General features: G+C 64.9%; 13 protein-coding genes. 10 read left to right on the forward strand and 3 right to left on the reverse strand.

Annotated elements, in window-relative coordinates:
* Positions 1 to 2: 2 nt before the first annotated feature.
* On the reverse strand, positions 3 to 395 hold the full coding sequence (locus Q0319_RS07395; protein ID WP_296462964.1) for an ankyrin repeat domain-containing protein: 393 nt from the start codon (positions 393 to 395) through the stop codon (positions 3 to 5).
* Between the two features lie 305 nt (positions 396 to 700).
* Between Q0319_RS07395 and glgA the strand changes: the two genes are divergently transcribed.
* From glgA to Q0319_RS07440, 9 genes are all read left to right on the forward strand, one after another.
* Positions 701 to 2,227 carry a glycogen synthase GlgA gene (glgA, locus tag Q0319_RS07400; protein ID WP_296462961.1) on the forward strand — a complete coding sequence of 509 codons (1,527 nt, stop codon included), beginning with the start codon at positions 701 to 703 and terminating at the stop codon, positions 2,225 to 2,227.
* The gene (locus tag Q0319_RS07405) at positions 2,227 to 5,373 is read left to right on the forward strand and encodes an alpha-1,4-glucan--maltose-1-phosphate maltosyltransferase (protein WP_299451591.1); all 3,147 of its coding nucleotides are present in this window, start codon (positions 2,227 to 2,229) and stop codon (positions 5,371 to 5,373) included. Before glgA ends, Q0319_RS07405 begins: the two co-directional genes overlap by 1 nt.
* Positions 5,374 to 5,394: 21 nt before the next feature.
* A complete protein-coding gene (gene treS, locus Q0319_RS07410; protein ID WP_299451593.1) occupies positions 5,395 to 8,766 on the forward strand; it encodes a maltose alpha-D-glucosyltransferase in 3,372 nt (1,123 codons plus the stop codon).
* Positions 8,750 to 10,945: a 1,4-alpha-glucan branching protein GlgB gene (gene glgB, locus Q0319_RS07415; protein ID WP_299451595.1), complete on the forward strand. Its 2,196-nt coding sequence runs from the start codon at positions 8,750 to 8,752 to the stop codon at positions 10,943 to 10,945. Before treS ends, glgB begins: the two co-directional genes overlap by 17 nt.
* A 3-nt stretch (positions 10,946 to 10,948) precedes the next feature.
* A complete protein-coding gene (gene glgX / locus Q0319_RS07420; protein WP_296462947.1) occupies positions 10,949 to 13,036 on the forward strand; it encodes a glycogen debranching protein GlgX in 2,088 nt (695 codons plus the stop codon).
* A complete protein-coding gene (gene treZ / locus Q0319_RS07425; protein ID WP_299451597.1) occupies positions 13,033 to 14,829 on the forward strand; it encodes a malto-oligosyltrehalose trehalohydrolase in 1,797 nt (598 codons plus the stop codon). Before glgX ends, treZ begins: the two co-directional genes overlap by 4 nt.
* Positions 14,826 to 16,937, forward strand: coding sequence for a 4-alpha-glucanotransferase (malQ, locus tag Q0319_RS07430; protein ID WP_299451598.1), 2,112 nt, complete (start codon positions 14,826 to 14,828; stop codon positions 16,935 to 16,937). Before treZ ends, malQ begins: the two co-directional genes overlap by 4 nt.
* Complete coding sequence (gene treY, locus Q0319_RS07435) at positions 16,934 to 19,618, forward strand: malto-oligosyltrehalose synthase (RefSeq protein WP_299451600.1); 2,685 nt, start codon at positions 16,934 to 16,936, stop codon at positions 19,616 to 19,618. Before malQ ends, treY begins: the two co-directional genes overlap by 4 nt.
* A 140-nt stretch (positions 19,619 to 19,758) precedes the next feature.
* Complete coding sequence (locus tag Q0319_RS07440) at positions 19,759 to 21,057, forward strand: solute carrier family 23 protein (RefSeq protein ID WP_296462934.1); 1,299 nt, start codon at positions 19,759 to 19,761, stop codon at positions 21,055 to 21,057.
* A 33-nt stretch (positions 21,058 to 21,090) separates the two neighbouring features.
* Here the strand turns inward: Q0319_RS07440 and Q0319_RS07445 are convergent, their stop codons facing one another.
* Together Q0319_RS07445 and Q0319_RS07450 are read right to left on the reverse strand one after the other, a co-directional pair.
* Entirely contained in the window at positions 21,091 to 21,432 is a 342-nt protein-coding gene (locus Q0319_RS07445) for a hypothetical protein (RefSeq protein WP_296462931.1), read from the reverse strand.
* A 97-nt stretch (positions 21,433 to 21,529) separates the two neighbouring features.
* Positions 21,530 to 23,098: a gamma-glutamyltransferase family protein gene (locus Q0319_RS07450; RefSeq protein ID WP_299452103.1), complete on the reverse strand. Its 1,569-nt coding sequence runs from the start codon at positions 23,096 to 23,098 to the stop codon at positions 21,530 to 21,532.
* 309 nt (positions 23,099 to 23,407) lie between these two features.
* On the opposite strand from Q0319_RS07450, the gene gshA reads away from it, so the two are divergent.
* Complete coding sequence (gshA, locus tag Q0319_RS07455; RefSeq protein ID WP_299451603.1) at positions 23,408 to 25,000, forward strand: glutamate--cysteine ligase; 1,593 nt, start codon at positions 23,408 to 23,410, stop codon at positions 24,998 to 25,000.
* Position 25,001 lies beyond the last annotated feature (1 nt).

Below are 25,001 nucleotides of genomic sequence, written 5' to 3' on the forward strand. Positions count from 1 at the left end.
CTTCAAGCTTTGCCGAGCAGTTCGGAACGGCCGAACATGTGCGCCGTAGTGCGCGCCGAAGGGGTGCCGAGGTCCGGGTCCGCCCCCCCGGCGAGCAGCGCTTGCACGACGTCTTCGCTGCCCTTGAACACGGCTCCCGCCAACGGGCTTTGGCCCCGATCATTGACGCGGTTGGGGTCGGCGCCGTGTTGCAGTAGTTTTTTTACTATTTCGGCATGCCCGTAATAGGCCGCCAGCATGATGAGGCTATCGCCTTTTTCATTCGTGAGATCGGCGGGAGCACCCGCCTCCAGGTAAGCCCCGAGTTCCTCGGCCCGGCCTTCCCTGGCCAATTGAAAGAGCTTGCCGGCCAGGGCGAGCACGGACGCGCTGGGTTGGTATTCGTTCGGAACCATATCATGTCTTCCTGAGATAGCAGACTCCACCCGGTCTCCCCGGAAGCAGTCATTGAAACTCGGATGGGCGTGGCCCTCCGGCCATGGCACGCATATTGCCCCTTAAGCACCAAGGGATGCAAATCCCGGGGAAAGCGTCGGCCGGACGTGTACATCTTGCTCATGGCGGTAATTTTTATCGGTGCCTGTGGCGCCTTGCACCATGCGCGCTTCGGCAGAACCCCCGAGGGCCCCCTTGATTCTCACTCATCCCGCTGCCCATGGGGAAGCATCTTTGCCGGAGAAAAATCTTGCTGCCGAGAGTCTTGCTTGTTACATCAGAGGCTTTGCCGCTCGCAAAAACCGGAGGGTTGGCCGACGCCGTGAGCGGATTGGCGCGAGCGTTGCGCGACGCGAGCGTCGACGCCACGATCTTGATGCCCGCCTACCCAAGCGCCCTGGATGCGGCCATCGAACTCGAAATGGTTGCGGAACTGCCCGGCTTGGTGGGCGGGGATGCCACAGTCTGGGCCGGCTGGGCCGCGGATGCTGAAATCCCGGTGCTGCTGCTACGGAACGATGCGCTTTACATGCGCCCTGGCAATCCATACGTCGACCCGGACGGCCGGGAATTCCCCGACAACGCGATACGCTTTGCCGCGCTGGCGCAGGCGGCACAGCGGATTTCCATGGGGGCGACGCCCATACGTGTTCCCCATATCGTGCACGCCCACGACTGGCATGCGGCTTTGACGCCACTGTATTTGCACGCCGCAGGCGTAAAACGCCCCAAAACCGTGCTGACGATCCATAATTTGGCTTTCCAGGGCAATTTCCCCTTGTCCCTGGCAGACGAACTGGGCATTCCGCCGGCGTACCGCGGCAGCGACGGGGTGGAATTCTGGGGGCAGCTGAACTTCATGAAGGCGGGACTGCGCTATGCGGACCGGCTTACTACCGTGAGCGCTACCTATGCGCGCGAAATTCTGACGCCCGATTTCGGCAACGGGCTAGAGGGCGTGCTGTGCCAGCGTACCCATGAACTGAAGGCCATTCCCAATGGGATCGACGCCGAAATCTGGGATCCCAGCATCGACCCGTTCTTGCCGGAGCACTTCTCGGCCCTCGACATGCGCGGCAAAGTGCGCAACAAGCTGGAGATGCAGCGCGCCTTCGGGTTGCCGACCGATCCCGAGGCGCCGGTCCTGGCCATGGGCAGCCGCCTGACGGCGCAGAAGATGGCGGACGTGGCGGTCGAAATATTCCCCAGGTTGCTTGCAGCGCATCCGCGGCTGCAGGTCGCGGTGCTGGGTTGCGGCGAACGGTCGGTCGAGGAGAAACTGCGGGCGCTGGCCGAGCAGCATCCGCGCAATCTTGGCGTGCATATCGGTTATGACGAGCGGCGCGGGCATCTATTGCATGCCGGGGCGGACATGCTATTGCACGGGAGCCGGTTCGAACCTTTCGGCCTGACGCCGCTCTATTCGATGTTGTATGGAACCGTGCCCATCGCCTCGCGGGTGGGCGGCCTGGCCGATAGCATCACCGGGCTATCGTCCGAGCCGGGGGCAGAAGTGGGAGCTGCCACGGGCATCTTGTTCGATGGCCAGACCCCCGACGACATGCTGCGGGCAGTGGAGCATGCATTGAGCATATTTGCACAACCGCACAAATGGACGGCTTTGCAAAAGAACGGCATGACCACGCATTTCGGTTGGGAGGCTCCGGCCGCGCAGTACCTCAATCTGTACCGCTCGCTGGCTCCGGTCGCGCCGGTGGGGGCGCCGATGGTGGCGAGGCGCTCCGGGGTGATCGCCCCGCAGGCCGCTCCGGACGTCCGGAAACGGGCTTGATGGCAGCCGCCCAGCGCACTCCGCTTCGTATCTACCAGGCGCGCGGCGCGGACCTGGGCCCGGTGCTTGACGAATCCGGGCAGTTGGCCGCCGCGTGGCGCAGCTTGATCGAGAAGGCAGCGTCGCTCGGCTTCGGGCAGGTGTTGGTCGAGGCTGACCGGGCAGAGGATCCCCGGGCTGCCAGTGCGTTGGTCCGCGCCGCCGCCCGGCGGCGCTTGGCGCTTTACCTGGATTGCGGGAAGCTTGGCGGCGCAACCGCGCAGGCCGGCTCCGATGTGCTCGATCCGCGCGCCATGCGTCCGGTGACGACGGGCGAATCGGCCACGACGGTCGACTGGGCCGCGCGCGCTGCCGCTTGGCGCGAGCTGGGCATAGGCGGTTTATTGCTGCGCGGGCTGGGAAACGTGCCGCCGGATGCGCTGCGCAGCCAGTTGGGCCAGGTGTCCGACGCGGCGGCCGGCCTTGACTTGCTTGCCTGGACACCCGGCCTTTCGCGGGCTGCCGTCCGCAGTCTCAAGGGCCTGGGATTTTCTTACGTTTTCTCCTCGTTCGCTTGGTGGGATTTTCGCAGCGCGTGGCTGATGGACGAGCGCTATGCGCTCGAGGAAGTCGGCTCGGTGCTGGCGTTTCCGGTCGATCCGTACCGGCCCGGCGCCGTAGGCGTGGGCGTCCCGGATCCGCAGGTCCGCCGCCGGGCGGCCGTGCGGGCTTTATGGGGTGCGGTGGCCACCGGTGCGGGATGGCTGGCCCCAATGGGATTTGAACGTTACGGCTTGGATGGCGCCCCGCACGACCAGCTCGACCTGACCGAGGACGTCAAGGCGGCCAATCGGTGGCTGGCCAGTGCATCCACCGACGGCCTCGAGTTGGTGCAACTGGCTGGCGCCGGCCCCGGCTGGACGGCGGCACTGCTGCGCCGGACGTTCTCGCCGCGGGGCAAGCGGCTCCATTTGCTGCTTTTCAACGCGAATTTGCTTGCGCATGCCGAGGTCGACTGGGCTGCACTCCAAGCTCGGCTACCCGATGGTGCACAACGCGTCTTGCGCGCACGGGGCGCAGGCCATCCTTCGTTGCCTGCCAGCCTGCCCGTGCGTCTCGAACCGGGGGCCGCGGCCATCCTCGAAATGGGGTCTGCGCCACCCGTGCTCGGCGGCGCGCCGCGCCGCCGCTCGCTGACGGCGGCCCTGGCTGCCCCGCGCGTGGCGATCGAAGCCGTTTCGCCAGTGATCGAGGGAGGCCGTTTCGCGGTCAAGCGCACCCCGGGGGAAGCGCTGCGCGTGCAGGCCGACATATTCATGGATGGCCACGACAAGCTCGCCGCGGACTTGCTCTGGCGGGCCGCGGACGAAAGCTCGTGGACGCGCATTCCCATGCGGCTGGTGGACAACGACCGGTGGGAAGCGATGTGCCGCCCGGAACGGATAGGCATGGGTTGGTTTGCGATCGAGGCATGGCGCGACACGTTCTCGACTTATGTGGACGAGCTGGGCAAGAAATCTGCCGCAGGGTTGGACGTGAGCGTCGAGGTCGACGAGGCCAGGGACTGGGTGATGAATGTGCTCAGTGCGCCCGGCACGGACCGCCAGGATGACGTACGCGCCCGGGCGGGCGAGGCTGCGCAGCGCTTGCCGGGGCTCTCCCCGGAGGATTGCCTCCAATGGCTGCAATCGCCCGAGGCGGCAGCGCTGATGCGGGCCCTCGATCCACGGGAGTTCGCGTCGCGTTCGCCGGAGTTTCCCGTTCGGGTCGAGCGTCGAGTTGCGCAATTCGGCAGCTGGTATGAGCTTTTTCCCCGGTCCCAAAGCGGAGACCCGGGCCGCCACGGCACGTTTGACGACGTGATTGCCAGGCTGCCGGCGATACGCGAGATGGGGTTCGACGTCCTGTATTTTCCGCCCATTCATCCCATCGGGCGCAAGAACCGCAAGGGACGCAACAACGGCTTGGTGGCGGGCCCCGGCGATCCCGGAAGCCCCTATGCCATTGGCTCGGAAGAGGGGGGGCACGACGCCATCCATCCCGAACTTGGAACGCTGGACGATTTCCGGCGATTGGTCGATGAGGCGGCCCGGCATGGGCTCGAGATCGCGCTCGATTTTGCCGTTCAATGCTCGCCGGACCATCCCTGGTTGAGAGAGCATCCCGAATGGTTTGCCTGGCGTTCGGACGGTTCGCTTCGTTACGCAGAAAATCCGCCCAAGAAGTACGAAGACATCGTCAACGTCGACTTCTATGCGCGGCCGGGAGGCCGCGACGCGGCGTCCGGGCTATGGCTGGCTTTGCTGGACGTGGTGTTGTTCTGGGTGGGCCAAGGCGTGCGGATATTCCGCGTGGACAACCCCCACACCAAGCCGCTGCCTTTCTGGGAGTGGCTCATTTCGCAAGTGCATGCCCGCCATCCCGACGTGGTGTTCCTGTCGGAAGCCTTCACCCGCCCCAAGATGATGTATCGGCTCGCCAAGCTGGGATTCTCGCAGTCGTACACCTACTTTACGTGGCGCGAAACCAAGGCGGAGCTGACGTCGTACCTGGAGGAAATCTCCCGCCCGCCGGTCTCGGATTTCTTCCGCCCCAATTTCTTCGTCAACACGCCGGACATCAACCCCCGTCACCTCCACGATTCAGGACGCCCCGGCTTCCTGATCCGGGCGGCGCTCGCGACGACCATGGCCGGCTCATGGGGCATGTACAACGGATTCGAATTGTGCGAGGCGACGCCGGTCCCGGGCAAGGAGGAGTATCTCGATTCGGAGAAGTACGAAATCCGGGCCTGGGACTGGGACCGCCCCGGCAACATCGTGGCCGAGATCGGCATGCTCAACCGCATCCGGCGGGACAACCCGGCCCTGCATTGCCATACGGGCATTGCTTTTCTCAGGACCGACCATGACCAGGTTCTCGCCTATACCCGGTTTACGCCGGAACGCGACAACGTGGTGCTCGTGGTCGTCAATCTCGATCCCCATGGGGCGCATGGCGCCCACGTGGAATTGCCCCTTTGGGATTTTGGATTGCCGGACGACGGGGTATTGGGCGTCGAAGACCTGCTGTATGGCCACCGTTTCGACTGGCATGGAAAGATGCAGTATGTCTATCTGGAACCGGACGCACCCTATAGAGTGTGGCGGATCGCTCGGCGCTTCTAGACACATCGGCAGCGAGGACGCATGAACAGCAAGCGCGCGACATCGGTGAACGCCGTCAACCGGGGAGACCCGCTCTGGTACAAAGACGCGGTCATCTACCAACTGCACGTCAAGTCCTTCTTCGATGCAAATAACGACGGAATAGGCGACTTTGCGGGGCTGCTGGCCAAGCTCGATTACATTGCCGAATTGGGCGTGGACACGATCTGGCTCTTGCCGTTCTATCCCTCGCCGCGCCGTGATGATGGATACGACATCGCCGAATATCGCGGCGTGCACCCGGACTACGGTGATCTGTCGGACGTCAGGCGCTTCATTTCGGCAGCACACGACCGAGGCATGCGCGTGATCACCGAACTGGTGGTCAACCATACGTCAGACCAGCACCCGTGGTTTCAGCGGGCCAGGCGCGCCAAGCCCGGCTCGGCGGCACGCAATTTTTATGTCTGGTCGGACAACGACCAGGCCTATGCAGGCACGCGCATCATCTTCCTCGACACCGAGAAATCGAATTGGACCTGGGATCCGGTGGCGGGTGCGTATTTCTGGCACCGGTTCTACTCCCACCAGCCGGACCTGAACTACGACAATCCGCGGGTGCTCAAGGCGATCCTCAGCGTCATGCACTTCTGGCTAGACCTCGGGGTGGACGGGTTGAGGCTGGATGCCGTGCCGTATCTGGTCGAGCGCGAGGGCACGAACAACGAGAACCTCCCCGAGACCCACGCCATCCTGCGCAAGATCAGGCAAGACCTGGATGAGCATTACGAAGGGCGCATGCTGCTCGCCGAAGCCAACCAGTGGCCGGAGGATGCGCAAGAGTATTTCGGCCAGGGGGATGAGTGCCACATGTGCTTCCACTTCCCGCTGATGCCGCGCATGTACATGGCCATCGCGCGGGAGGATAGATTCCCCATCACCGACATCATGCAGCAGACGCCGGATATTCCGCCCAACTGCCAGTGGGCGATTTTCCTGCGCAATCATGACGAACTGACGCTGGAGATGGTCACCAGCAGCGAGCGGGACTATCTGTGGGAAGTTTATGCGGCAGACCCCCGGGCCCGGCTCAACCTCGGAATCCGGCGGCGCCTAGCACCGCTGATGGAGCGGGACCGGCGTCGCATCGAGTTGATGAATAGCCTCCTGCTCACCATGCCCGGCACGCCCGTCATTTACTACGGCGACGAGATCGGCATGGGCGACAACATCCACCTGGGAGACCGCGACGGCGTGCGCACTCCCATGCAATGGTCGGCGGATCGCAACGGCGGCTTCTCCCGGGCAGACCCGGAACGCCTTGTGTTGCCGCCGCTGATGGGCAACCTGTACGGGTACGAGGCCGTCAATGTCGAAGCACAATCGCGCGATGCCCACTCGCTGCTGAACTGGATGCGCCGCATGCTCGGCAAGCGCAGGCAGTATCGGGTGTTCGGCCGCGGAGCCCTGCGCTTTTTGTATCCCGGAAACCGCAAGATCCTTGCCTATCTGCGCGAATACGAAGAGACCACCATACTCTGCGTCGCGAATCTTTCACATACGCCCCAAGCGGTTGAGCTCGATCTCGCCGAATTCGAGGGGCGGGTGCCCGTCGAGCTGATGGGCGGGACGTCTTTCCCGGCCATCGGGCGCCTGACGTATCTGCTGACGCTTCCTCCTTACGGATTTTATTGGTTCGAACTGAGCCCGTCGGCCTCGCCGCCAAGCTGGCACCTGGCCACCGCGGACCAGCTGCGGGAGTTCAGGACCTTGGTGCTGCGCGGCAAGACCGGCTACGAGCTGACCGCGGAGTCCCGGCGTACGCTCGAGCAATCGGTCTTGCCCGAATACCTGTCGCTGCGGCGGTGGTTTGCCTCGAAGAACGAGCGCATCGTCTCGGGCCACATCGTCTATGGCGTCAAGCTACCTGCCCAGGACGAGCTTTATCTGACCGAGATCGAAGCCGTGCTGGGCGGCCGGAGCGAGCGCTACGTGGTTCCGCTGGGGCTGATCTGGGAAGAAACGCTGCCGCCGTTGCAGCAGCAGCTGGCGCTGGCCCGGGTGCGCCGCGGTCCCATGGTGGGCATGGTCACCGATGCATTCAGCTTACAGAGCTTCGCCATCGCGGTGATCGACAGCCTGCGCCACGGCGTCGAGCTCGAAGCGCGATCCGCCGGAGACGGCGGTCGTAGCGCGCGCATCCGGTTCCTGCCCGAAGCCGGGCTCGAGGCCGTGACCGTCGATGCGGAGACGCCCATTCAATGGATGTCGGCCGAGCAATCGAACAGCTCCTTGGTGATCGGGACGCACGCTGTCCTGAAAATCGTCAGGCGCGTGACGGCGGGTATCCATCCCGAGAGCGAGATGACCCGTCGACTGACGCAGCTCGGTTTTCGCAATACCGCCGCGCTGTTGGGCGAGGTCGTGCGGGTGGACGAAGACGGCACGCCCCACACCCTGATGCTCGTGCAGCAGTATGTAGACAACCAGGGGGACGCCTGGAACTGGACGCTGGAATACCTGCGCCGCACGCTCGACGATGCGGCGCTGACGGACGAGAGCCTGGAGGATTACGGCAAGGAGTTGCGCGGGTATGCGACGCTCGCGGCCGCCATGGGACGCCGCCTGGCGGAGCTGCATGCCGCGTTGGCCCTTCCGTGCGACGATCCGGCCTTCGCCCCGGCCAGGGCGACCGCGGACGATTGCGCGCGCATGGTGGCCGAGGCACGGCACAGCCTCGATCGCGCGCTCGACATACTGGCGGCGCGACGGGAGTGGGGTGAGTTGTCGGACGAGGTGCGGCTGTTGCTGGATCATCGCCGACGGCTCGAAGCGGCGGTCGATGGGCTGTGCGAGGGCGTAAAGAACGCTCTCCTGACTCGGGTCCATGGCGATTTCCATCTCGGCCAAGTCCTCGTGGCGCAGAACGACGCCTACATCATTGATTTCGAGGGCGAGCCCGCCCGCACCATGGAGGAGAGGCGTCGCAAGAGCCATCCGATGCGAGACGTGGCCGGCCTGCTTCGCTCGTTCGACTACGCGGCCGCGGTGGCGGCGCACGCCCCGGATGCGAGTGCCCCTGCGACGGGGCCGAGCCCCATCGCGGGTCCATCCATCGATACCGTGGCCCAACGACGCAACGCCTTGCTCGACCGGTTCCGCGCAGAAGCTTCAGACGCGTTCCTCGCCACGTACCGAGAGACCGCGGCCGCTGCGCCGCAGCCGTGGATGGATGCGGAAGCGGAGCAGGCCTTGCTGCTGTTGTTCCTGATCGAGAAGGCAGCTTATGAAGTGAGCTACGAAGCGGCCAATCGACCGGCCTGGATAGGCGTACCGCTGCGCGGCCTGGCGGCTTTGGCGCGGCGCTTGGATCCGGAAATTCGGAAGGAAGACGATCTTGACGGACAGTCGTGAACGAGGAATCCTCGCCGAGGACATCGATGCGCTGGCGGCCGGCCAGCATCCGGACCCTTTCGCCGTCCTGGGCCCGCATCCGGTCGGGGAAGCGCTTTGCATCCGAGCTTTCCTACCCGGCGCCGCCTCCGTCGAGGCCGTTTCGGATGCCGGACGCGTGCTGGCCCTGCAGGCGTTGCGCGACGGTGTTTTCGAAGGGCAGGCCGATGCCGGCTTCCTATCCCGCATGACGGGGTACCGATTGCGCATCCAATGGCCGGGAGGCCAGCAGGAGACGGAGGATCCTTACTCCTTCGGCCTGCTCTTGCCCGAAGAGGACCTGGTCCTTCTCAGCCGCGGGTGCCACGAGCGCGCAGACGAATGCCTGGGCAGCCATTGCGTGGAGGTGGACGGCGTGCCGGGCGTGCGCTTTGCAGTCTGGGCGCCCAATGCAAGGCGCGTCTCGGTGGTAGGGAATTTCAATGCCTGGGACGGTCGGCGCCATCCCATGCGGCTGCGCCACGCGGCGGGAGTCTGGGAGCTGTTCGTGCCCCGGCTGCAACATGGGGAGCCATATAAGTACGAACTGGTCGGTGCCGACGGCACTTTGCTGCCGCAAAAGGCTGACCCTTACGCCAGGCAGGCCGAGCCGGCGCCCGCCACGGCGTCCATCGTGGCCGATCCCGAACCCTTCCGATGGACGGATGATGGGTGGATGGCTGGCCGCGCCGGGCGGCACGCGCCCGATGCTCCGATTTCCGTATACGAGGTGCACGTCGGCTCGTGGCTTCGACGCGAGGACGGCAGCACGCTGAATTGGCACGAGCTGTCTGACCGCCTCATCCCGTATGTGCGCGACATGGGATTCACCCATATCGAATTGATGCCGATCATGGAATATCCATTCGGCGGTTCGTGGGGCTACCAACCCCTGGGCCTATTCGCGCCGACGGCGCGTTACGGTTCGCCGCGGGACTTCGCCGCCTTCGTGGATCGTTGCCACGGCGCGGGCCTCGGCGTAATCCTGGATTGGGTACCGGCCCACTTTCCAACAGACGGGCACGGCCTGGCGCGCTTCGATGGCACGGCTTTGTACGAATACGAAGACCCGCGGGAAGGCTTCCACCAGGATTGGAACACCTACATCTACAACCTCGGACGCAATGAAGTACGCAATTTCGTCATGGCGAGCGGCCTGGCCTGGCTGCGGCGCTACCACATAGACGGATTGCGCGTGGATGCGGTCGCTTCCATGCTGTACCGTGACTATAGCCGCGGCGAGGGCGAATGGATCCCGAACTGCTATGGGGGGCGGGAGAATCTGGAGTCCATTTCCTTTCTGCGGGAGTTGAATGAACGGGTGCGCCAGCAGGTTCCCGGGGCGATGATGATTGCCGAGGAGTCGACTGCGTGGCCCGGCGTGACGGCGCCGGTGGCCGAGGGTGGGTTGGGTTTCCACTACAAGTGGAACATGGGATGGATGCACGATACGTTGCGCTATCTTCGCGAGGACCCGCTGTATCGGCGCTACCACCACCACGACATGACCTTCGGCTTGGTGTACGCCTATTCCGAAAAATTCATGTTGCCCCTCTCGCACGACGAAGTCGTGCACGGCAAAGGATCGCTGATCGGGAAGATGCCCGGCGATCGCTGGCAGCGTTTCGCCAACCTGCGCGCGTATTTCGGGTTCATGTGGAGCCATCCCGGAAAGAAACTCCTGTTCATGGGGGGCGAGATGGCCCAGGAGCGGGAGTGGAACCACGACCGGCAGCTCGACTGGGACGTGCTCGCCGATCCATTGCATGCCGGCGTGCAGCACCTGGTGCGGGACCTGAATCGCGCGTATGTCGGCCTTCGCGCGTTGCACAAGCGGGACGCCGACCCGGCGGGATTCCGGTGGGTCGTTGGCGACGATGACCGTAACAGCGTTTATGCATTCCTGCGCAGCGACGGCGAGCGGTACGTCCTCGCCGTCTGCAACATGACGCCGGTGCCGCGGCAGGGGTATCAGGTGGGCGTTCCAACGGGCGGATGGTGGAGGGAGGTCGTCAATACCGATGCGGCCGATTACGGCGGTTCCGGCATGGGCAACGGCGGTGGCGCCGAGGCCCGGCATGGCCCGTTTCACGGCCTGCCGCATTCGTTGGTGTTGACGCTGCCGCCGCTCTCGACGCTGTTGCTCGAACCCGAGGGCTAGCGCATGCGGATGCTTGCCGATCGTCTGCTGCCCGGCCGGCCTTATCCGTTGGGTGCGCAATGCGACGGGCTCGGGGTGAATTTCGCCGTTTTCTCAGCCCACGCCACCCGGATAGACCTGTGTTTGTTCGACGAGTCGGGGCGCAGGGAGATCGCGCGCATGCCCCTACCCGAGTGTACTGATGAAGTCTGGCACGGCTATCTGCCGCGCGCTGGTCCCGGCTTGGTCTACGGTTACCGGGCATACGGCCCGTATGAGCCGCAACACGGCCACCGGTTCAATCCACACAAGCTGCTACTGGACCCGTACGCCCGCAAACTGGTCGGTGCCGTGCGCTGGACCGATGCTCTGCACGGTTACCGGAAAGAAGATCGCGGCATGGATCGAAGGGATAGCGCCGCAGCCATGCCCAAGTGCGTCGTGGTGGACGACGCCTTCAATTGGCACGGGGACCAGCGGCCGGAATGGCCCTGGGGGCAGACGGTGATCTACGAGGCGCACGTGCGGGGCCTCTCCATGCTGCGCGAGGACCTGAGGCCGATCGAACGCGGCACCTTCCGGGCCCTCTCCGATCCGGCCTTCATCGATCACTTGTTGACCCTCGGCGTGACCTCGATCGAATTGATGCCCATCCACGCCCACGTCAATGATCGTTTCCTCGTCGAGCGAGGGCTGCGCAATTACTGGGGCTACAGTCCGCTGGGTTTCTTCGCGCCCGAGCCCTCTTATCTGTCGCGCGACCAGTTGGATGAAATCCGCGTCGCAGTGCGCAGTCTCCATGTCGCGGGCATCGAGGTGATTCTGGACGTGGTCTACAACCACACCTGCGAAGCGGGGGAGACGGGCCCGACGCTGTGCTGGCGTGGGCTCGACAATGCCAGTTATTACCGTCTCGTCCCCGGAGACGAGCGCCACTATATCAATGACACCGGCTGCGGTAACACGCTCGACTTGACCCATCCGCGCGTCCTGCAAATGGTGATGGACTCGCTGCGCTACTGGGCCGAGGCGTTCCGCGTGGACGGGTTTCGCTTCGATCTCGGGGTTACGCTGGGGAGGGAAGAGGGCGGTTTTGATCCGGGCGCAGGATTCTTCGACGCCCTGTTGCAGGATCCCGTCCTGTCCCGGCTGAAACTGATTTCCGAACCCTGGGATATCGGGCCCGACGGTTACCACGTCGGCCGCCATCCCCCTGGCCTGGCCGAGTGGAACGATCGCTTCCGCGACGGGGTGCGCCGCTTCTGGCGCGGCGACGAAGGCATGCGGCCGGACTTGGCCACGCGGCTGGCCGGGTCGGCCGATCTTTTCAACCGGCGCCATCGCAAGACTTGGGCGTCTGTGAACTATGTCACCGCGCACGATGGGTTCACGCTCGCCGACCTGGTGAGTTATTCGCACAAGCACAACGAGGCGAACGGGGAAGACGGGCGGGACGGCCACAACGAGAACTACAGCAGCAATTGGGGCGTAGAAGGGCCAACCTCCGATCCGGACATCCTGGCGACTCGGGCAGCGGTGGCGCGCGCCATGCTGGCGACTTTGTTTTGCTCTCACGGCACGCCGATGCTGCTTGCGGGAGATGAGTTCGGACGCACGCAGTTCGGCAACAACAATGCCTACTGCCAGGACAACGAGATTTCCTGGCTGGATTGGCGGCAAGCCAATTCGGAAGAAGGACGGGCGCTGATTGCTTTCGTATCGAGGCTGGCCGCCCTGCGGCACGAGTACGCATCATTGCGCCATGAGCGCTTCATGGTGAACGACCATTTCGTCGCGGAAGGGCTGCCTGAGATTGCCTGGTTTGATGAGCTGGGCGAGCCTATTTGGGACGACGCTTGGAACGATCCGCAGCGCCGCACGCTCGGCTTGCGCCGGGCAGTGAGGCAAGGCGACGAGCTTGAAGTGACGCTATTCCTTGTCAACGGACACGGATACGCCGTGACTTTCGTACTACCCCCCTCATCGGTACCCTGGCGCGTGCTGATTGACACTGCCCGGCCGGAGGAGCCGGAGTCGGTCCTGTCTAGTCCGTCCCTCGAACTCGAACCACGCAGCGCGGTATTGCTGGGATGCAGGATGAGGACACCATGAAGCAGCCCTTGCTTGCCGAAAAGTTTGGTGCGCGCTTGACCCGACCCGGTCGCACGCGCTTCAGGATTTGGGCGCCCGGCCGCATGCAGGCATGCGTGGAGCTCGAGCCGGGACGGCCGGCAGCGAGGGAGTTTCCCATGCAGCCGAAGAAGGATGGCTGGTTCGAGGCCGAAATCGATTGCGGCGCCGGGACGCGTTATCGGTACCGCTTCGAGGACGGATTATCGGTTCCCGACCCCGCCTCGCGGATGCAGGATGGCGACGTGCACGATGCCAGCGTGGTCGTGGATCCCTCCGCCTATCGTTGGCGCAATGCCCGCTGGCGGGGGCGTCCCTGGAGCGAAGCCGTCCTCTACGAGCTGCACGTGGGCGCGCTGGGCGGCTTCGATGCCGTGCGGGCGCAATTGCCGCGTCTTGCCAATCTTGGCATTACGGCGGTCGAACTCATGCCCATTGCCGATTTTCCCGGGGGTAGGAATTGGGGCTACGACGGCGTCTTGCCTTATGCACCGGACCGCGCCTACGGCACGCCGGACGCGCTCAAGGCGCTCATCGACGAGGCGCACGGCCTGGGGCTGATGGTGTTCCTGGACGTGGTCTACAACCACTTCGGCCCCGACGGTAATTACCTGCATGCCTACGCGCCGTCGTTCTTCCGCGAGGACGTGCAAACCCCCTGGGGGCCGGCCATCGATTTCCGCCGCAGGCAGGTGCGGGAATTTTTTACCGGCAATGCCATGTATTGGCTGCATGAATTTCGCTTCGACGGCCTGCGTCTCGATGCGGTACATGCCATCTCGGAGCAGGACTGGCTGGAGGAAATGGCGAGCGAAGTCCGCCAGGCGCTGGACAGCCAGCGCCATGTGCACTTGGTGATCGAACACGACGGCAACGCCGTTTCCTTGCTGGAGCATGAATTCGATGCACAGTGGAATGACGACGGACACCACGTCCTGCATAGGCTGCTGACTGGTGAGAACCAGGGGTATTACCGGGACTATGACGAGCGTCCCGCAGCCTTGCTTGCGAGGTGCATGGCCGAGGGCTTTGTGTACCAGGGCGAGCCGTCCGTGCATCGGGAAGGCCAGCCGCGCGGGCGGCCGTCGGCGCATCTACCTCCGACGAGCTTCGTCTTGTTCTTGCAGAACCATGACCAGATCGGGAACCGTGCTTTCGGCGAGCGCCTGACCCAGCTCATGCGCGAGCGGGGGCGCATGGAGGCGTTGAAGGCCGCCGTCGCGCTGGTGCTGCTTTGCCCGCAGATCCCCTTGATCTTCATGGGCGAGGAATATGGATCCGAGACGCCGTTCCTCTATTTCACCAGCCATGGCCCGGAATTGGCGCAAGCAGTCCGGGAAGGCCGGTGCCAGGAGTTCGCCGGCTTCGAGGCCTTCGCGCAGGACACCGCCGGCGCGAATATTCCCGACCCCAACGATGCCCGGACCTTCGATGCATCATGCGCCGGGTTATGGGAAGACGCGGGCGATTGGTGGGCGTATTACCAGGCGCTCTTGCGTTGCCGCCGGGACGTGCTTATGCCGCAATTGGATGCGGCCCGGGCTCTACACGCCAGCGCGCTGGGATCCCACGCCGTCGAGGCGCGTTGGAGCTTGGGAGATGGGCGCGTGCTTGCCATTCATGCGAACCTCGGGGACGATGCGGTGGTCTGCACCGCCCCGGCCGAATCAGCGCAGCCGCTGTTCGAGAGCCGTGCGGACGTGGCACGCCGCTTGCGGGAAGGGGGGCTCGAAGCGGCCTCTACGGTCGCATGGATGGAGGCAGGATCGCCATGAGTGCGTCCGACGAAGATCTCGAGCGGCTGGCCGAGGCAGCGGGCATCGCCGTGCGCTGGGAGGACGCGATGGGGCAGTCCCATATCGTCTCGCCGGATGTGTTGCGGCGCATGCTCGCGGAGTTCGGGCTGGATGCCGATACGCCTGCGGGCGTCGCGGAGAGCCTCGCGTACCTGGCCAGGGTGGAACGCAGCCAACCGTCTCCGTTGAGAACGGCAGAGCAAGGGCAAGCGTTCGAGCTGCCATGGCCCGGGAACGAGGCGGAAATGCCGTTTCGCATCGAGTTCGAGGGCACAGGGCAGGGATGTGACGGCATTGCGCGCCGTTCGGCTTCGGGTGCGTTTGTCGTTCCTGGCATTGATCGTCCCGGCTACCACACCTTGCTGATCGGTGAAGGTAGCTGCACGATTGCCGTTGCCCCACGGCGCTGCTTTACCGTTTGCGATGCCCTGCATCGCAACGATGTCCGCATCTGGGCCTTGGGAGCCCAGCTTTATAGCCTCCGGCGGGAGTCCGCGGCCATCCAGTCGGGGTTCGGGGATTTCACGGCGTTGGGCAGCCTGGCCGAACGGGCCGCGCAGCAAGGCGCGGCTGCGGTGGCGGTCAGCCCCGTGCATGCGATGTTCAGCGCAGATCCCTGGCGCTATAGCCCTTATGCGCCGTCGAGCCGCTTGTTCCTGAATGTGCTGTGCATCGATCCGGCCGCGATGTTCGGTACGCAGGCGCTGGCGGCGGTGTCGGCCCGGGGCCTGGATCGCGAGCTGTCGCGCCTCGAATCGCTGGATTTGATTGACTGGCCTGCTGCCGCCCAGGCCAAGCTAGGCATCTTGCGCGCCTTGTTCGACGATTTCCCGCGCAACGTCGACGCCAAGGCCTATGAAGACTTCCAGGCATTCCAGCGGCAAGGCGGGGCGCCGCTCGAGGCGCATGCGCGCTTTGAGGCCATCCACGCCTGGCGCGTGGCGGAAACTGGTCTTCGGGCCGGGTGGCGCCATTGGCCGGAGGCGTTCCAGTCGGCGACCAGCGCGGAGGTGGATCGCTTCGCCCAGCATCACAGGCGCGAAGTGACTTTCCACGCATTCTTGCAATGGCTCGCCGCTCGGGGGCTGGCGGGCGCGCAATCGGCGGCGCGGGCCGCAGGCATGCCTATCGGCCTGATCTCCGATCTGGCAGTCGGCACCGACCCCTCGGGGAGCCATGCGTGGACGAGGCAGGAAGAAGTGCTCGCGAGGTTGTCGCCCGGCGCACCACCAGACATCTTCAATCCCAAGGGACAGGCCTGGGGCCTGACGGCGTTCTCGCCGCGTGCCCTGCGGGCGAGGGGTTATCGGGCGTTCATTGAGCTGTTGCGCGCGAGCCTGGCTCACGCGGGCGGCGTACGCATCGACCATGCCCTGGGGCTCGCCCGGATGTGGCTGGTCCCGGAAGGGGCATCTCCGGCCGAAGGTGCTTACGTGAGTTATCCCTTCCAGGACCTGATGCGCCTGATCGCTTTGGAGTCGTGGCGCTATCGGGCAATCGTGGTGGGCGAGAACCTGGGTACGGTGCCCGAAGGTTTCAACGCGCGGATCGAAGACGCAGGCATGCTCGGCATGAACGTGCTCTGGTTCACGCGCGAGGGGCACGGTGCGGGCGCGCCGTTCAGGCAGCCGCAGCACTGGTCGCCTTGCGCGCTCGCCACGACGACCACGCACGATTTGCCTACAGTGGCCGGATGGTGGCAAGGCACGGACATTCGCTGGCGCGAACGATTGGGCCTGCTTGCCGAGCACAGCAATGGGGCCGCCGAAATGGATGCGCGCATCCAGGATCGCGCGCGGCTGTGGCAAGACCTCGGCCTGGCGGGGCTCGCAGCGGCGAATGCGCCCGTGCCCGACCGGGCACCTGTGGCGTCGATTCTCGGCTTTCTTGCCGCGACTCCCGCTCCGTTGATGTTGGTGCCGCTGGAAGACCTGCTCGCGTTGGAAGAGCAGCCCAACCTTCCCGGGACGGTCGATGCTCACCCGAACTGGCGCCGGCGCCTGCCGGTTTCCGTGGAGTCTCTTTTCTCCCGGCCGGACGTGGCGGACCGGGCAGCCGTGCTGGACCGTGCGAGGAGGGCGCCATGACGCATGCCACCGCCTCGAAGGAGGGGGCCTCCACCGTTGCGCCGGGTGTGCCGCGCGCCACGATACGCCTGCAATTCCATGCCGACTTCACCTTCGAATCGGCGCTGGACCAGCTTGATTATTTCGCCCAACTGGGCATTAGCCACGTGTATGCCTCGCCCATCACGAGCGCTCGGCCCGGCTCTCTGCACGGCTACGACACGGTGGACTATGAAACGGTCAACCCCGAATTGGGCGGCGAGGAGGGCCTGCGCCGCTTCGTGGCGGGGCTGCGCGCGCGCGGCATGGGGTTGATCGTCGATGTGGTGCCCAACCACATGGGCGTGAGCCGGCAAAATGCCTGGCTGTGGAGCGTGCTTCGGCTCGGGCGCGCCAGCCCTTATGCCGAATATTTCGACATCGATTGGGAGCCGGCCGATGCGGCATTGTGCGGAAAAATGCTGGCTCCGTATCTCGGCGACCAGTACGGCAACGTGCTGGCGGCTGGCGAGCTCTCATTGGAGTGGGACGAGGCGAGCGGCGAGTATCTCGTCGCCTATTTCGATGCGCGTTTTCCGCTAGCGCCGGAATGTTCGGACGAGATCGCCGCAAATGGGATCGAGGCCTACGATGCTTCGCGGTTAGAGGGTAGGGTTCGGCTGCATGCGCTTCTCGAACGCCAGCATTACCGGCTTGCCTGGTGGCGCAGTGCCGCCGAGGAAATCAATTGGCGGCGCTTTTTCGAGGTCAGCGATCTGATCGGCGTGCGGGTCGAGCGCGAGGACACCCGCGAGGCGATCCATCGGCTGCCCTTCCGGCTTTATGCCGAAGGACTCATCGACGGCGCGCGCGTGGATCACATCGACGGGCTGGCCGATCCCGAGGGATATTGCCGCTATCTGCGCGAAAGCCTGTGCGCCCTCAATGACGGGCGACCTCCCGGATGCCCGAAAGATGTGCCCTACATCGTGGTCGAGAAGATACTTGCGGGGGATGAACACTTACCCGCCTCATGGCGCGTCCACGGCACGACCGGGTATGACTTCATGAACGACGTGGGCGCGCTGCTTCACGATCCGCAAGGTGAGCTTCCCCTCACGGAACTGTGGAAAACGGTTTCCGGCGAGACACGAGGGTTTCGCACGCTGGTCGCGGATGTCCGGCGCAAGTTGCTCGCGCAGAATTTCGCCGGGGAAAGGGAAGCATTGGTCGGCGTGCTTCACCGTATCGCGCGCGCGGATCTCTCGACGCGTGATTGGGGCCTGCCCGCCATTCGCCGCGTGCTGACCGAGCTCTTGGTGCACTTTCCCGTTTATCGGACCTACGTCGGCGCGGCCACGCCGCTGGCTGCCGACGACGTGGCCATGAGAGTCGCGTGCAAGGGAGCCCGCAGTAGCTTGCGCCCGGCTGATTTCGGCCTGCTGGATTTACTGGTGCAGTGGCTGGGGCAAACTCCCGATCCCATGACGGCGCCGGCGCTGCGTGCCTGGCGTTTGCAGGCGATACGGCGCTTCCAGCAACTGACTGCGCCGTTGGCGGCCAAGTCCGTCGAGGACACCGGGTTTTATCGCTACGGTCGCCTGCTGTCGCGCAACGAGGTAGGCGGCGATCCAGGCATGTTTTCACTCGATCCGGAGGGGTTCCACCGCAAGGTCCTCGCGCGCGCGTCGCGGCTGCCTGACGCGATGCTGGCGACGGCAACGCATGATCACAAGCGCGGCGAGGATGCGCGTGCGCGCTTGGCCGTCCTGACCGAATTGCCGGAGGAGTGGCGCAGGGTGGTGGAAGCATGGATGCGCCGGCATGAGGCCCTCAAGCCGAAGGAGGGGTTAAGGCCCGCGCCGGCGGACGAATATATGCTGTACCAGACACTGTTCAGCGCTTGGCCTCTCGATTTGTCACTCAGCGACGAAGCTGGCGTGCGGGCGTTCGCGGACCGCGTGGCGGCATGGCAGACCAAGTCCCTGCGCGAGGCCAAGCTGCGTTCGAGCTGGGTGGCGCCTGCTGACGAATACGAACAGGTGTGCGAAGCCTTCTTGCGCACCGTGCTGGACCCACGCCGCAACGGCCGCACACTTCTGGAGTTGTCGGCCTTCGTGGCGCGCGCGGGGGCGGCGGGCGCGCTGAACGGCCTGGTCCAGGCCTTATTGCGATTGACCGTGCCGGGCGTGCCGGACCTATACCAGGGCACGGAATTCTGGGATTTCAGCCTCGTCGACCCGGACAACCGCAGGCCGGTGGACTATGCGCAGCGTCGCGCCGCGCTGCAGGCCGGCCACGACGATGCGGCCCTGGTCGCCCGCTGGCGCGACGGAGGCATCAAATTCGAGTTGATACGTCGCGCATTGGCGTTGCGGCGCCGAGACCCCGAGCTTTTCCGCCGCGGGGATTACCTGCCGCTCCCGGCACACGGCGAGGCCGAGGATTCGATATTGGCCTTCGCCCGCCGCCATGAGGACAGGATCGCGCTCATCGTGGTGCCGCGATGCGCTGCAGCGCTCGTGCTCGCGTCCGGGGGCGCTTCGCCCGTGCCGCATGTCGCACCGCAGGCCTGGGGCGCGACCGAGGTGGACGTGTCCGGCGTGATCTCCCAAGGCATGCTGCGCAACGCGCTCACAGGCGGGGAATGCCAGGTCGAGGGCGGCGCGGTCCGGCTCGCCGAGGCCCTGGCCGACTTCCCGGTCGCTTTGCTGCACGCCTGACGCGACGAGCGCCAGGCGCCTTTCTTTTCTCCCTCTTTGCGCTCCTGTTGCACGGGCGCCTCCCGCCACTGAGCCGGAACCTCTAAACTTGCGCTGCCTCGAGTGGGCGAAATCGAATAAATAAAGAGAGGGAGTGATCTATGGCGGATTCTTATTTCCCGGCTTGGCGCGAGCAGGCCGGCGGCGTGCAGCAGGGGCAGGTCATCGCACCCGATGAGCGATTGCCATGGCCCCAGATGCTGGCCATGGGCGTACAGCATGTGGTCGCCATGTTCGGGTCCACCGTACTGGCGCCCCTCCTGATGGGCTTCGATCCGAACCTGGCGATTTTCATGTCTGGCATCGGGACGCTGCTCTTTTTCCTAGTCGTCGGAGGCAGGGTCCCGAGCTACCTGGGGTCGAGCTTTGCATTCATCGGCCTGGTCATTGCCGTGACCGGCTACGGCGGGAGCGGCTTGAACGGAAACATTGCCGTGGCGCTGGGGGGCATTATCGCGTGCGGCGTGGTGTATGCCTTGATCGGGCTGATCGTGATGGCCGTGGGCACCGGCTGGATCGAGCGGCTCATGCCGCCCGTCGTCACGGGCGCCGTGGTGGCGGTCATTGGGTTGAACCTGGCCCCCATTGCCGTCAAAGGCGTGTCCACCAACGGCTTCGACGGCTGGATGGCACTCGCAACGGTGCTGTGCGTGGGAGGCGTGGCCGTCTTCACCCGGGGCATGTTGCAACGCCTGCTGATTCTCATCGGCCTGTTGCTGGCCTATGCGCTGTACGCGGTGCTGACGAATGGCATGGGGTTGGGCAAGCCGATTGATTTCACGCCCGTGGCGCAAGCCGCATGGTTTGGATTGCCCACATTCACCGCGCCGGTTTTCCAGCTCGACGCGATGGTGCTCATCGCCCCGGTCGCCGTGATTCTCGTGGCCGAGAACCTGGGGCACCTCAAGGCTGTCGGCGCAATGACCGGCCGGAACCTGGATCCATACGTCGGCCGCGCATTCGTCGGCGACGGCTTGGCCACCATGTTGTCGGGCAGCGTCGGGGGGACAGGCTTGACCACCTATGCCGAAAACATCGGCGTCATGGCGGTCACGCGCATTTATTCGACGCTGGTATTCGTCATCGCTGCGCTGTTTGCCATCCTGCTTGGATTTTCGCCCAAGTTCGGGGCCGTGATCCTAACCATCCCCTCGGCCGTGCTCGGGGGCGTCTCCATCGTCGTGTTCGGGTTGATCGCAATCGCGGGGGCACGCATCTGGGTGGAAAACCGGGTCGATTTCTCCGACAACCGGAACCTGATCGTGGCGGCGGTGACCTTGGTGCTGGGGGCGGGCGACTTCACGCTGCACTTCGGCGGATTCGCGCTCGGCGGCATTGGGACGGCCACCTTCGGGGCGATCTTGCTCAATGCCTTGTTGGCGGGGCGGCGCCAGGCATGAGTTGGGGCCGGCCCGGGGGGCCGGCCGATCGGGTCACGAGGCGGGCAACCTGGCCTCCCAGCGTCCGCCTTGCCGGTAAAACTCGTAGCGATGTTTGCCTTCGCGGCGGTTACCCCTCACGTCGGCGCTGGTCGTGACGTCGCACGTTACGCCCTGCCCCGCGGCGGTGCAGTTTTCCACGGACTTGACCTCCAACGAGCGGGCCATGTTGGTCGCGGAAGGAGCGTCGAAACCCTGTTGGTTGTTCATCGCCTGGATTTCACGCTGCATGGCATTCTGCAATGCCTGGGTAGCCTGTTCCCGGGTTGGGACTTCCTGCGCGTAGACGGCGGCGCAACAGCCGGCCAGCCCGAGGGCCAAGACGAGCTTCTTCATTGCATACTCCTCAGTAGACAGCTACGTCTTTCAATCTAGTCGGCTTGGTGCCCCGCGTTTGTAATGTTTTACGTGGAATCTTGTCGTTTGGTAATGCTCACCAGGCCGCAACCCCGCCATCGCTGCGCGGATCGGCGCCACCCTCGAGCGTACCGTCGGGATGCCGCAGTATCGCTCCCGCATGCCCCATGGTTTCGTCGTAGGGGCGCAGGATTTCCACCTCATGGCCGCGGGAGCGCAGCGCTTCGGCCACGGAGGGTGCGAAGCGCGACTCCAGCTTGAGCGTGTCCGAGGTCTGGCCCCAGGTGCGGCCGAGCAGCCAGCGCGGCGCAGCCACTGCTGCCTGCGGGTCCATGCCGAACTGCACGATGCGCGTGAATACGGCGCTTTGCGTCTGCGGCTGGCCGTCGCCGCCCATATTGCCGTAGACCAGCGTGCGCCCGTCGTCCAGCTGCGCCATGGCGGGGTTGAGGGTATGGAAAGGCTTGCGGCCGGGCATGAGCGGATTGCGGCTGCGCGGGTCGAGCGAGAAACTACAGCCCCGGTTTTGCCAGTTGATGCCCGATTCCGCCAGAACGACCCCGCTGCCGAATTCGTGATAAATGCTTTGGATGAAGCTGACCGCCACGCCTTGCGGGTCCACGACGCCCATCCAGATCGTGTCGGCTGGCCCCCTGCCTTTGCCCCAAAGTGCGGCGCGCGACGGAGAAATCTCCCGCGCCATGGCGTCGAGCCGCTCCGGTTCCAGTAGTGCCTGAGGATCCACGTCCATGTACGCCGGATCGGTGATGTGGCTATCGCGGACCCTGAAGGCGAGCTTCGTCGCCTCGACGCAAAGATGCACGTAGTCTGCCCCGAAGGGGTCGGCCGAGCCATCCAGCACGCGATCGAGCTGCCCAAGTATCAGCAGCGACACCAGGCCCTGGGTGGGGGGCGGGACGTTGTAGACCTTGCCCTGGGAGTGATGTAGCACCAGGGCTTTTTTCCACACGGGCCGATGCCGTTCCAGGTCGGCCGCGGCGAGGGGGCTGCCCACGGCCGCGAGATCCCGCGCGATGACCCGGGCGAGGTCGCCCCGGTAGAAATCCTCCAGGCCCGCGCTGGCGAGCTGCTCGAGCGTGGCGGCGAGCCTCGGTTGGCGGAATAGGGCGCCGGGTGCGGGTGGCCGTCCGTTGTCGAGGAAGGTTTCCGCAAAGCCCGGGATGGAGCGCAGTTCTTCCAGTTTCGCGGCCGTGCAGGCGGCTTGGCTGGTCGTGACCGGCATGCCGTGCCGGGCGTAGGCGATGGCGTCTTCCAGCAGCCGCTCCAGCGGAAGACGCCCGCCCAGGTGTTCGCGGGACCAATCGTAGGCGGCGCTCCAGCCTGACACCGTGCCGGCAACCGTGTTGGCCGCGAGCCCGCCGCGGAAGGGAATCGCGTCCAGCCCCTGGCGCCGGTAGCCGTCGATGTCGGCAGCTGCCGCCGCTGCGCCGCAGGCCTCGAGCGCAGCCGGGGGATGCCCCGGACGGCTCACCAGCCAGAAACCATCCCCGCCTATGCTGTTCATGTGGGGGTAGACAACGGCGATGGTGGCGGCGGCCGCGATCATCGCTTCGACGGCATTGCCGCCCTCACGCATGATTGCCAGCGCGCTCTGCGAGGCGAGCGCGTGCGGGGCGACCGCCATGGCATGACGGCCTCGGACGGGGGCGGGCGTGAACGGAGAGGCTGGCATAGGAGCTTCCCATCGTGCGGAAAGCCTAATTGTGGCCCAGACTCGGCGCGCGGTCATGTCCCGGCTGGGCATCGGTGCCGCGCGGTATGCTGTAGGGCATATCCGGGAGCGTGATCGATGTCACGTCAGGGAATTCCGGTTCCGGAACCTCCCGTCCTTATAATGTGCCGCCGTGCGGCGTACGCGAGTTTGGCCGCAGTTGGGATATAAACATGCCCATTGGTGCGCACTTGGTGCCGCCGCGCGAATTCAAGGATATCCGTGAGTGATCTGTTAGACAGCCGCCTGGCGTTGCTCGATCAGCCCGCGCACCGAGAGGTGCTTGGCCGCCGACTGCATGGCATAGAGAAAGAAAGCCTGCGGGTGGATGGCGAGGGGCGCCTGGCGTTGACGCCACATCCTGCCGGCCTCGGGGCCGCCCTGACGCATTCCAGCATTACGACCGATTATTCCGAAGCCCTGCTCGAGCTGATCACGGCACCCCATACCGGCCACGAGCCGCTGCTGGAGGAACTGCGCGACATTCATCGGTTCGTCTATGGCGAAATCGGCAGTGAAGTGCTGTGGAACCAGTCCATGCCGTGCGGGCTGCCCCCTGAAAAGGACATACCGATCGCATGGTTCGGTTCGTCCAATATCGGCATGCTCAAGCATGTGTATCGGCGGGGGTTGGCGTACCGCTATGGCAAGGCCATGCAGTGCATCGCCGGCATTCATTACAACTTTTCGTTCGACGAGGCATTCTGGCCACTGGTCCCCGAGGCGGGCGAACCGCCCGACATGTCGCGCCAGGACCGGCAATCGGCGCGGTATGTCGCGCTGATACGCAACTTCAACCGATACAGCTGGCTGCTGATGTACCTGTTCGGCGCCTCCCCCGCGCTGTCCGAGGATTTTCTGCAAGGGCGGCCCCACGAGCTCGAACGCCTCGACGAGCGCACCCTTTACCTGCCGTATGCCACCAGCCTGCGCATGAGCGATCTTGGCTACCAGAACAAGGCGCAGGCGGGCTTGAAGCCTTGCTATAACGATTTGCCCACTTATCTTGCGCGTTTGTACGAGGCCGTCAGCACGCCCTGGCCGGAATACGAGAAATTCGGGACTATCCGCGACGGGGAATGGGTACAGCTCAATACCAACATTCTCCAGATCGAGAATGAATACTATTCGAGCATCCGGCCCAAGCGCGTCGCCCGCACGGGCGAGCGGCCGCTGCGCGCGCTCGCCGAGCGGGGAGTGCAGTACGTCGAAGTACGCTGCATGGACATCGATCCTTTCCTGCCCGTGGGCATAGACGAAACCACCAGCCGGTTCTTGGACGCGTTCCTGTTGTACTGCGCCCTGGAAGACAGTCCGTTGTTCCCCGAAGGCGGGCACTGCTCGCGCAGCGCCAATAATTTCCTCACGGTGGTCAAGCGCGGCCGCGAGCCGGGCTTGCAGCTGAATCGCGATGGCAAGCCCATCGCGCTCAAGACTTGGGCGATGGAATTGCTCGACCGGATCACCGCCTGTGCCGCGCTGCTGGACCGCGTCCATGGCGAGACAGGTTATTCGGCGTCGATCGCGCCGCAGCGGGCGAAGGTGGAGGCGCCGGAGCTGACCCCTTCGGCGCGGGTGCTCGAGGCCTTGCGTTCGAGCGGCATGACGTTCCAGGCTTTCATGTTCGAGCTCAGCCGGCGCCATGCCGAATATTTCCGCGGCAATCCCTGTTCCGGGGAGTTGCTTGCGAAGTTCCGGCGCCTCGCGGAGCAGTCGCATGCGGAACAGCAAGCGCTGGAGAGGGAGCAGACAGGCGATTTCGCCGAATTCGTCGCCGCGTACCAGGCAGGCCTTTCGCTCGGCACGTTGGACTAAC

The sequence above is a fragment of the uncultured Pigmentiphaga sp. genome (assembly GCF_937950555.1).
Taxonomy (GTDB): Bacteria; Pseudomonadota; Gammaproteobacteria; order Burkholderiales; family Burkholderiaceae_B; genus Pigmentiphaga.

Coding starts and splice junctions, on each gene's coding strand:
- Q0319_RS07395 (WP_296462964.1), bottom strand. CDS start 395: ATGGTTCCGAACGAATACCAACCCAGCGCGTCCGTGCTCGCCCTGGCC.
- Q0319_RS07405 (WP_299451591.1), top strand. CDS start 2,227: ATGGCAGCCGCCCAGCGCACTCCGCTTCGTATCTACCAGGCGCGCGGC.
- treS (WP_299451593.1), top strand. CDS start 5,395: ATGAACAGCAAGCGCGCGACATCGGTGAACGCCGTCAACCGGGGAGAC.
- glgX (WP_296462947.1), top strand. CDS start 10,949: ATGCGGATGCTTGCCGATCGTCTGCTGCCCGGCCGGCCTTATCCGTTG.
- treZ (WP_299451597.1), top strand. CDS start 13,033: ATGAAGCAGCCCTTGCTTGCCGAAAAGTTTGGTGCGCGCTTGACCCGA.
- malQ (WP_299451598.1), top strand. CDS start 14,826: ATGAGTGCGTCCGACGAAGATCTCGAGCGGCTGGCCGAGGCAGCGGGC.
- treY (WP_299451600.1), top strand. CDS start 16,934: ATGACGCATGCCACCGCCTCGAAGGAGGGGGCCTCCACCGTTGCGCCG.
- Q0319_RS07440 (WP_296462934.1), top strand. CDS start 19,759: ATGGCGGATTCTTATTTCCCGGCTTGGCGCGAGCAGGCCGGCGGCGTG.
- Q0319_RS07445 (WP_296462931.1), bottom strand. CDS start 21,432: ATGAAGAAGCTCGTCTTGGCCCTCGGGCTGGCCGGCTGTTGCGCCGCC.
- Q0319_RS07450 (WP_299452103.1), bottom strand. CDS start 23,098: ATGGCGGTCGCCCCGCACGCGCTCGCCTCGCAGAGCGCGCTGGCAATC.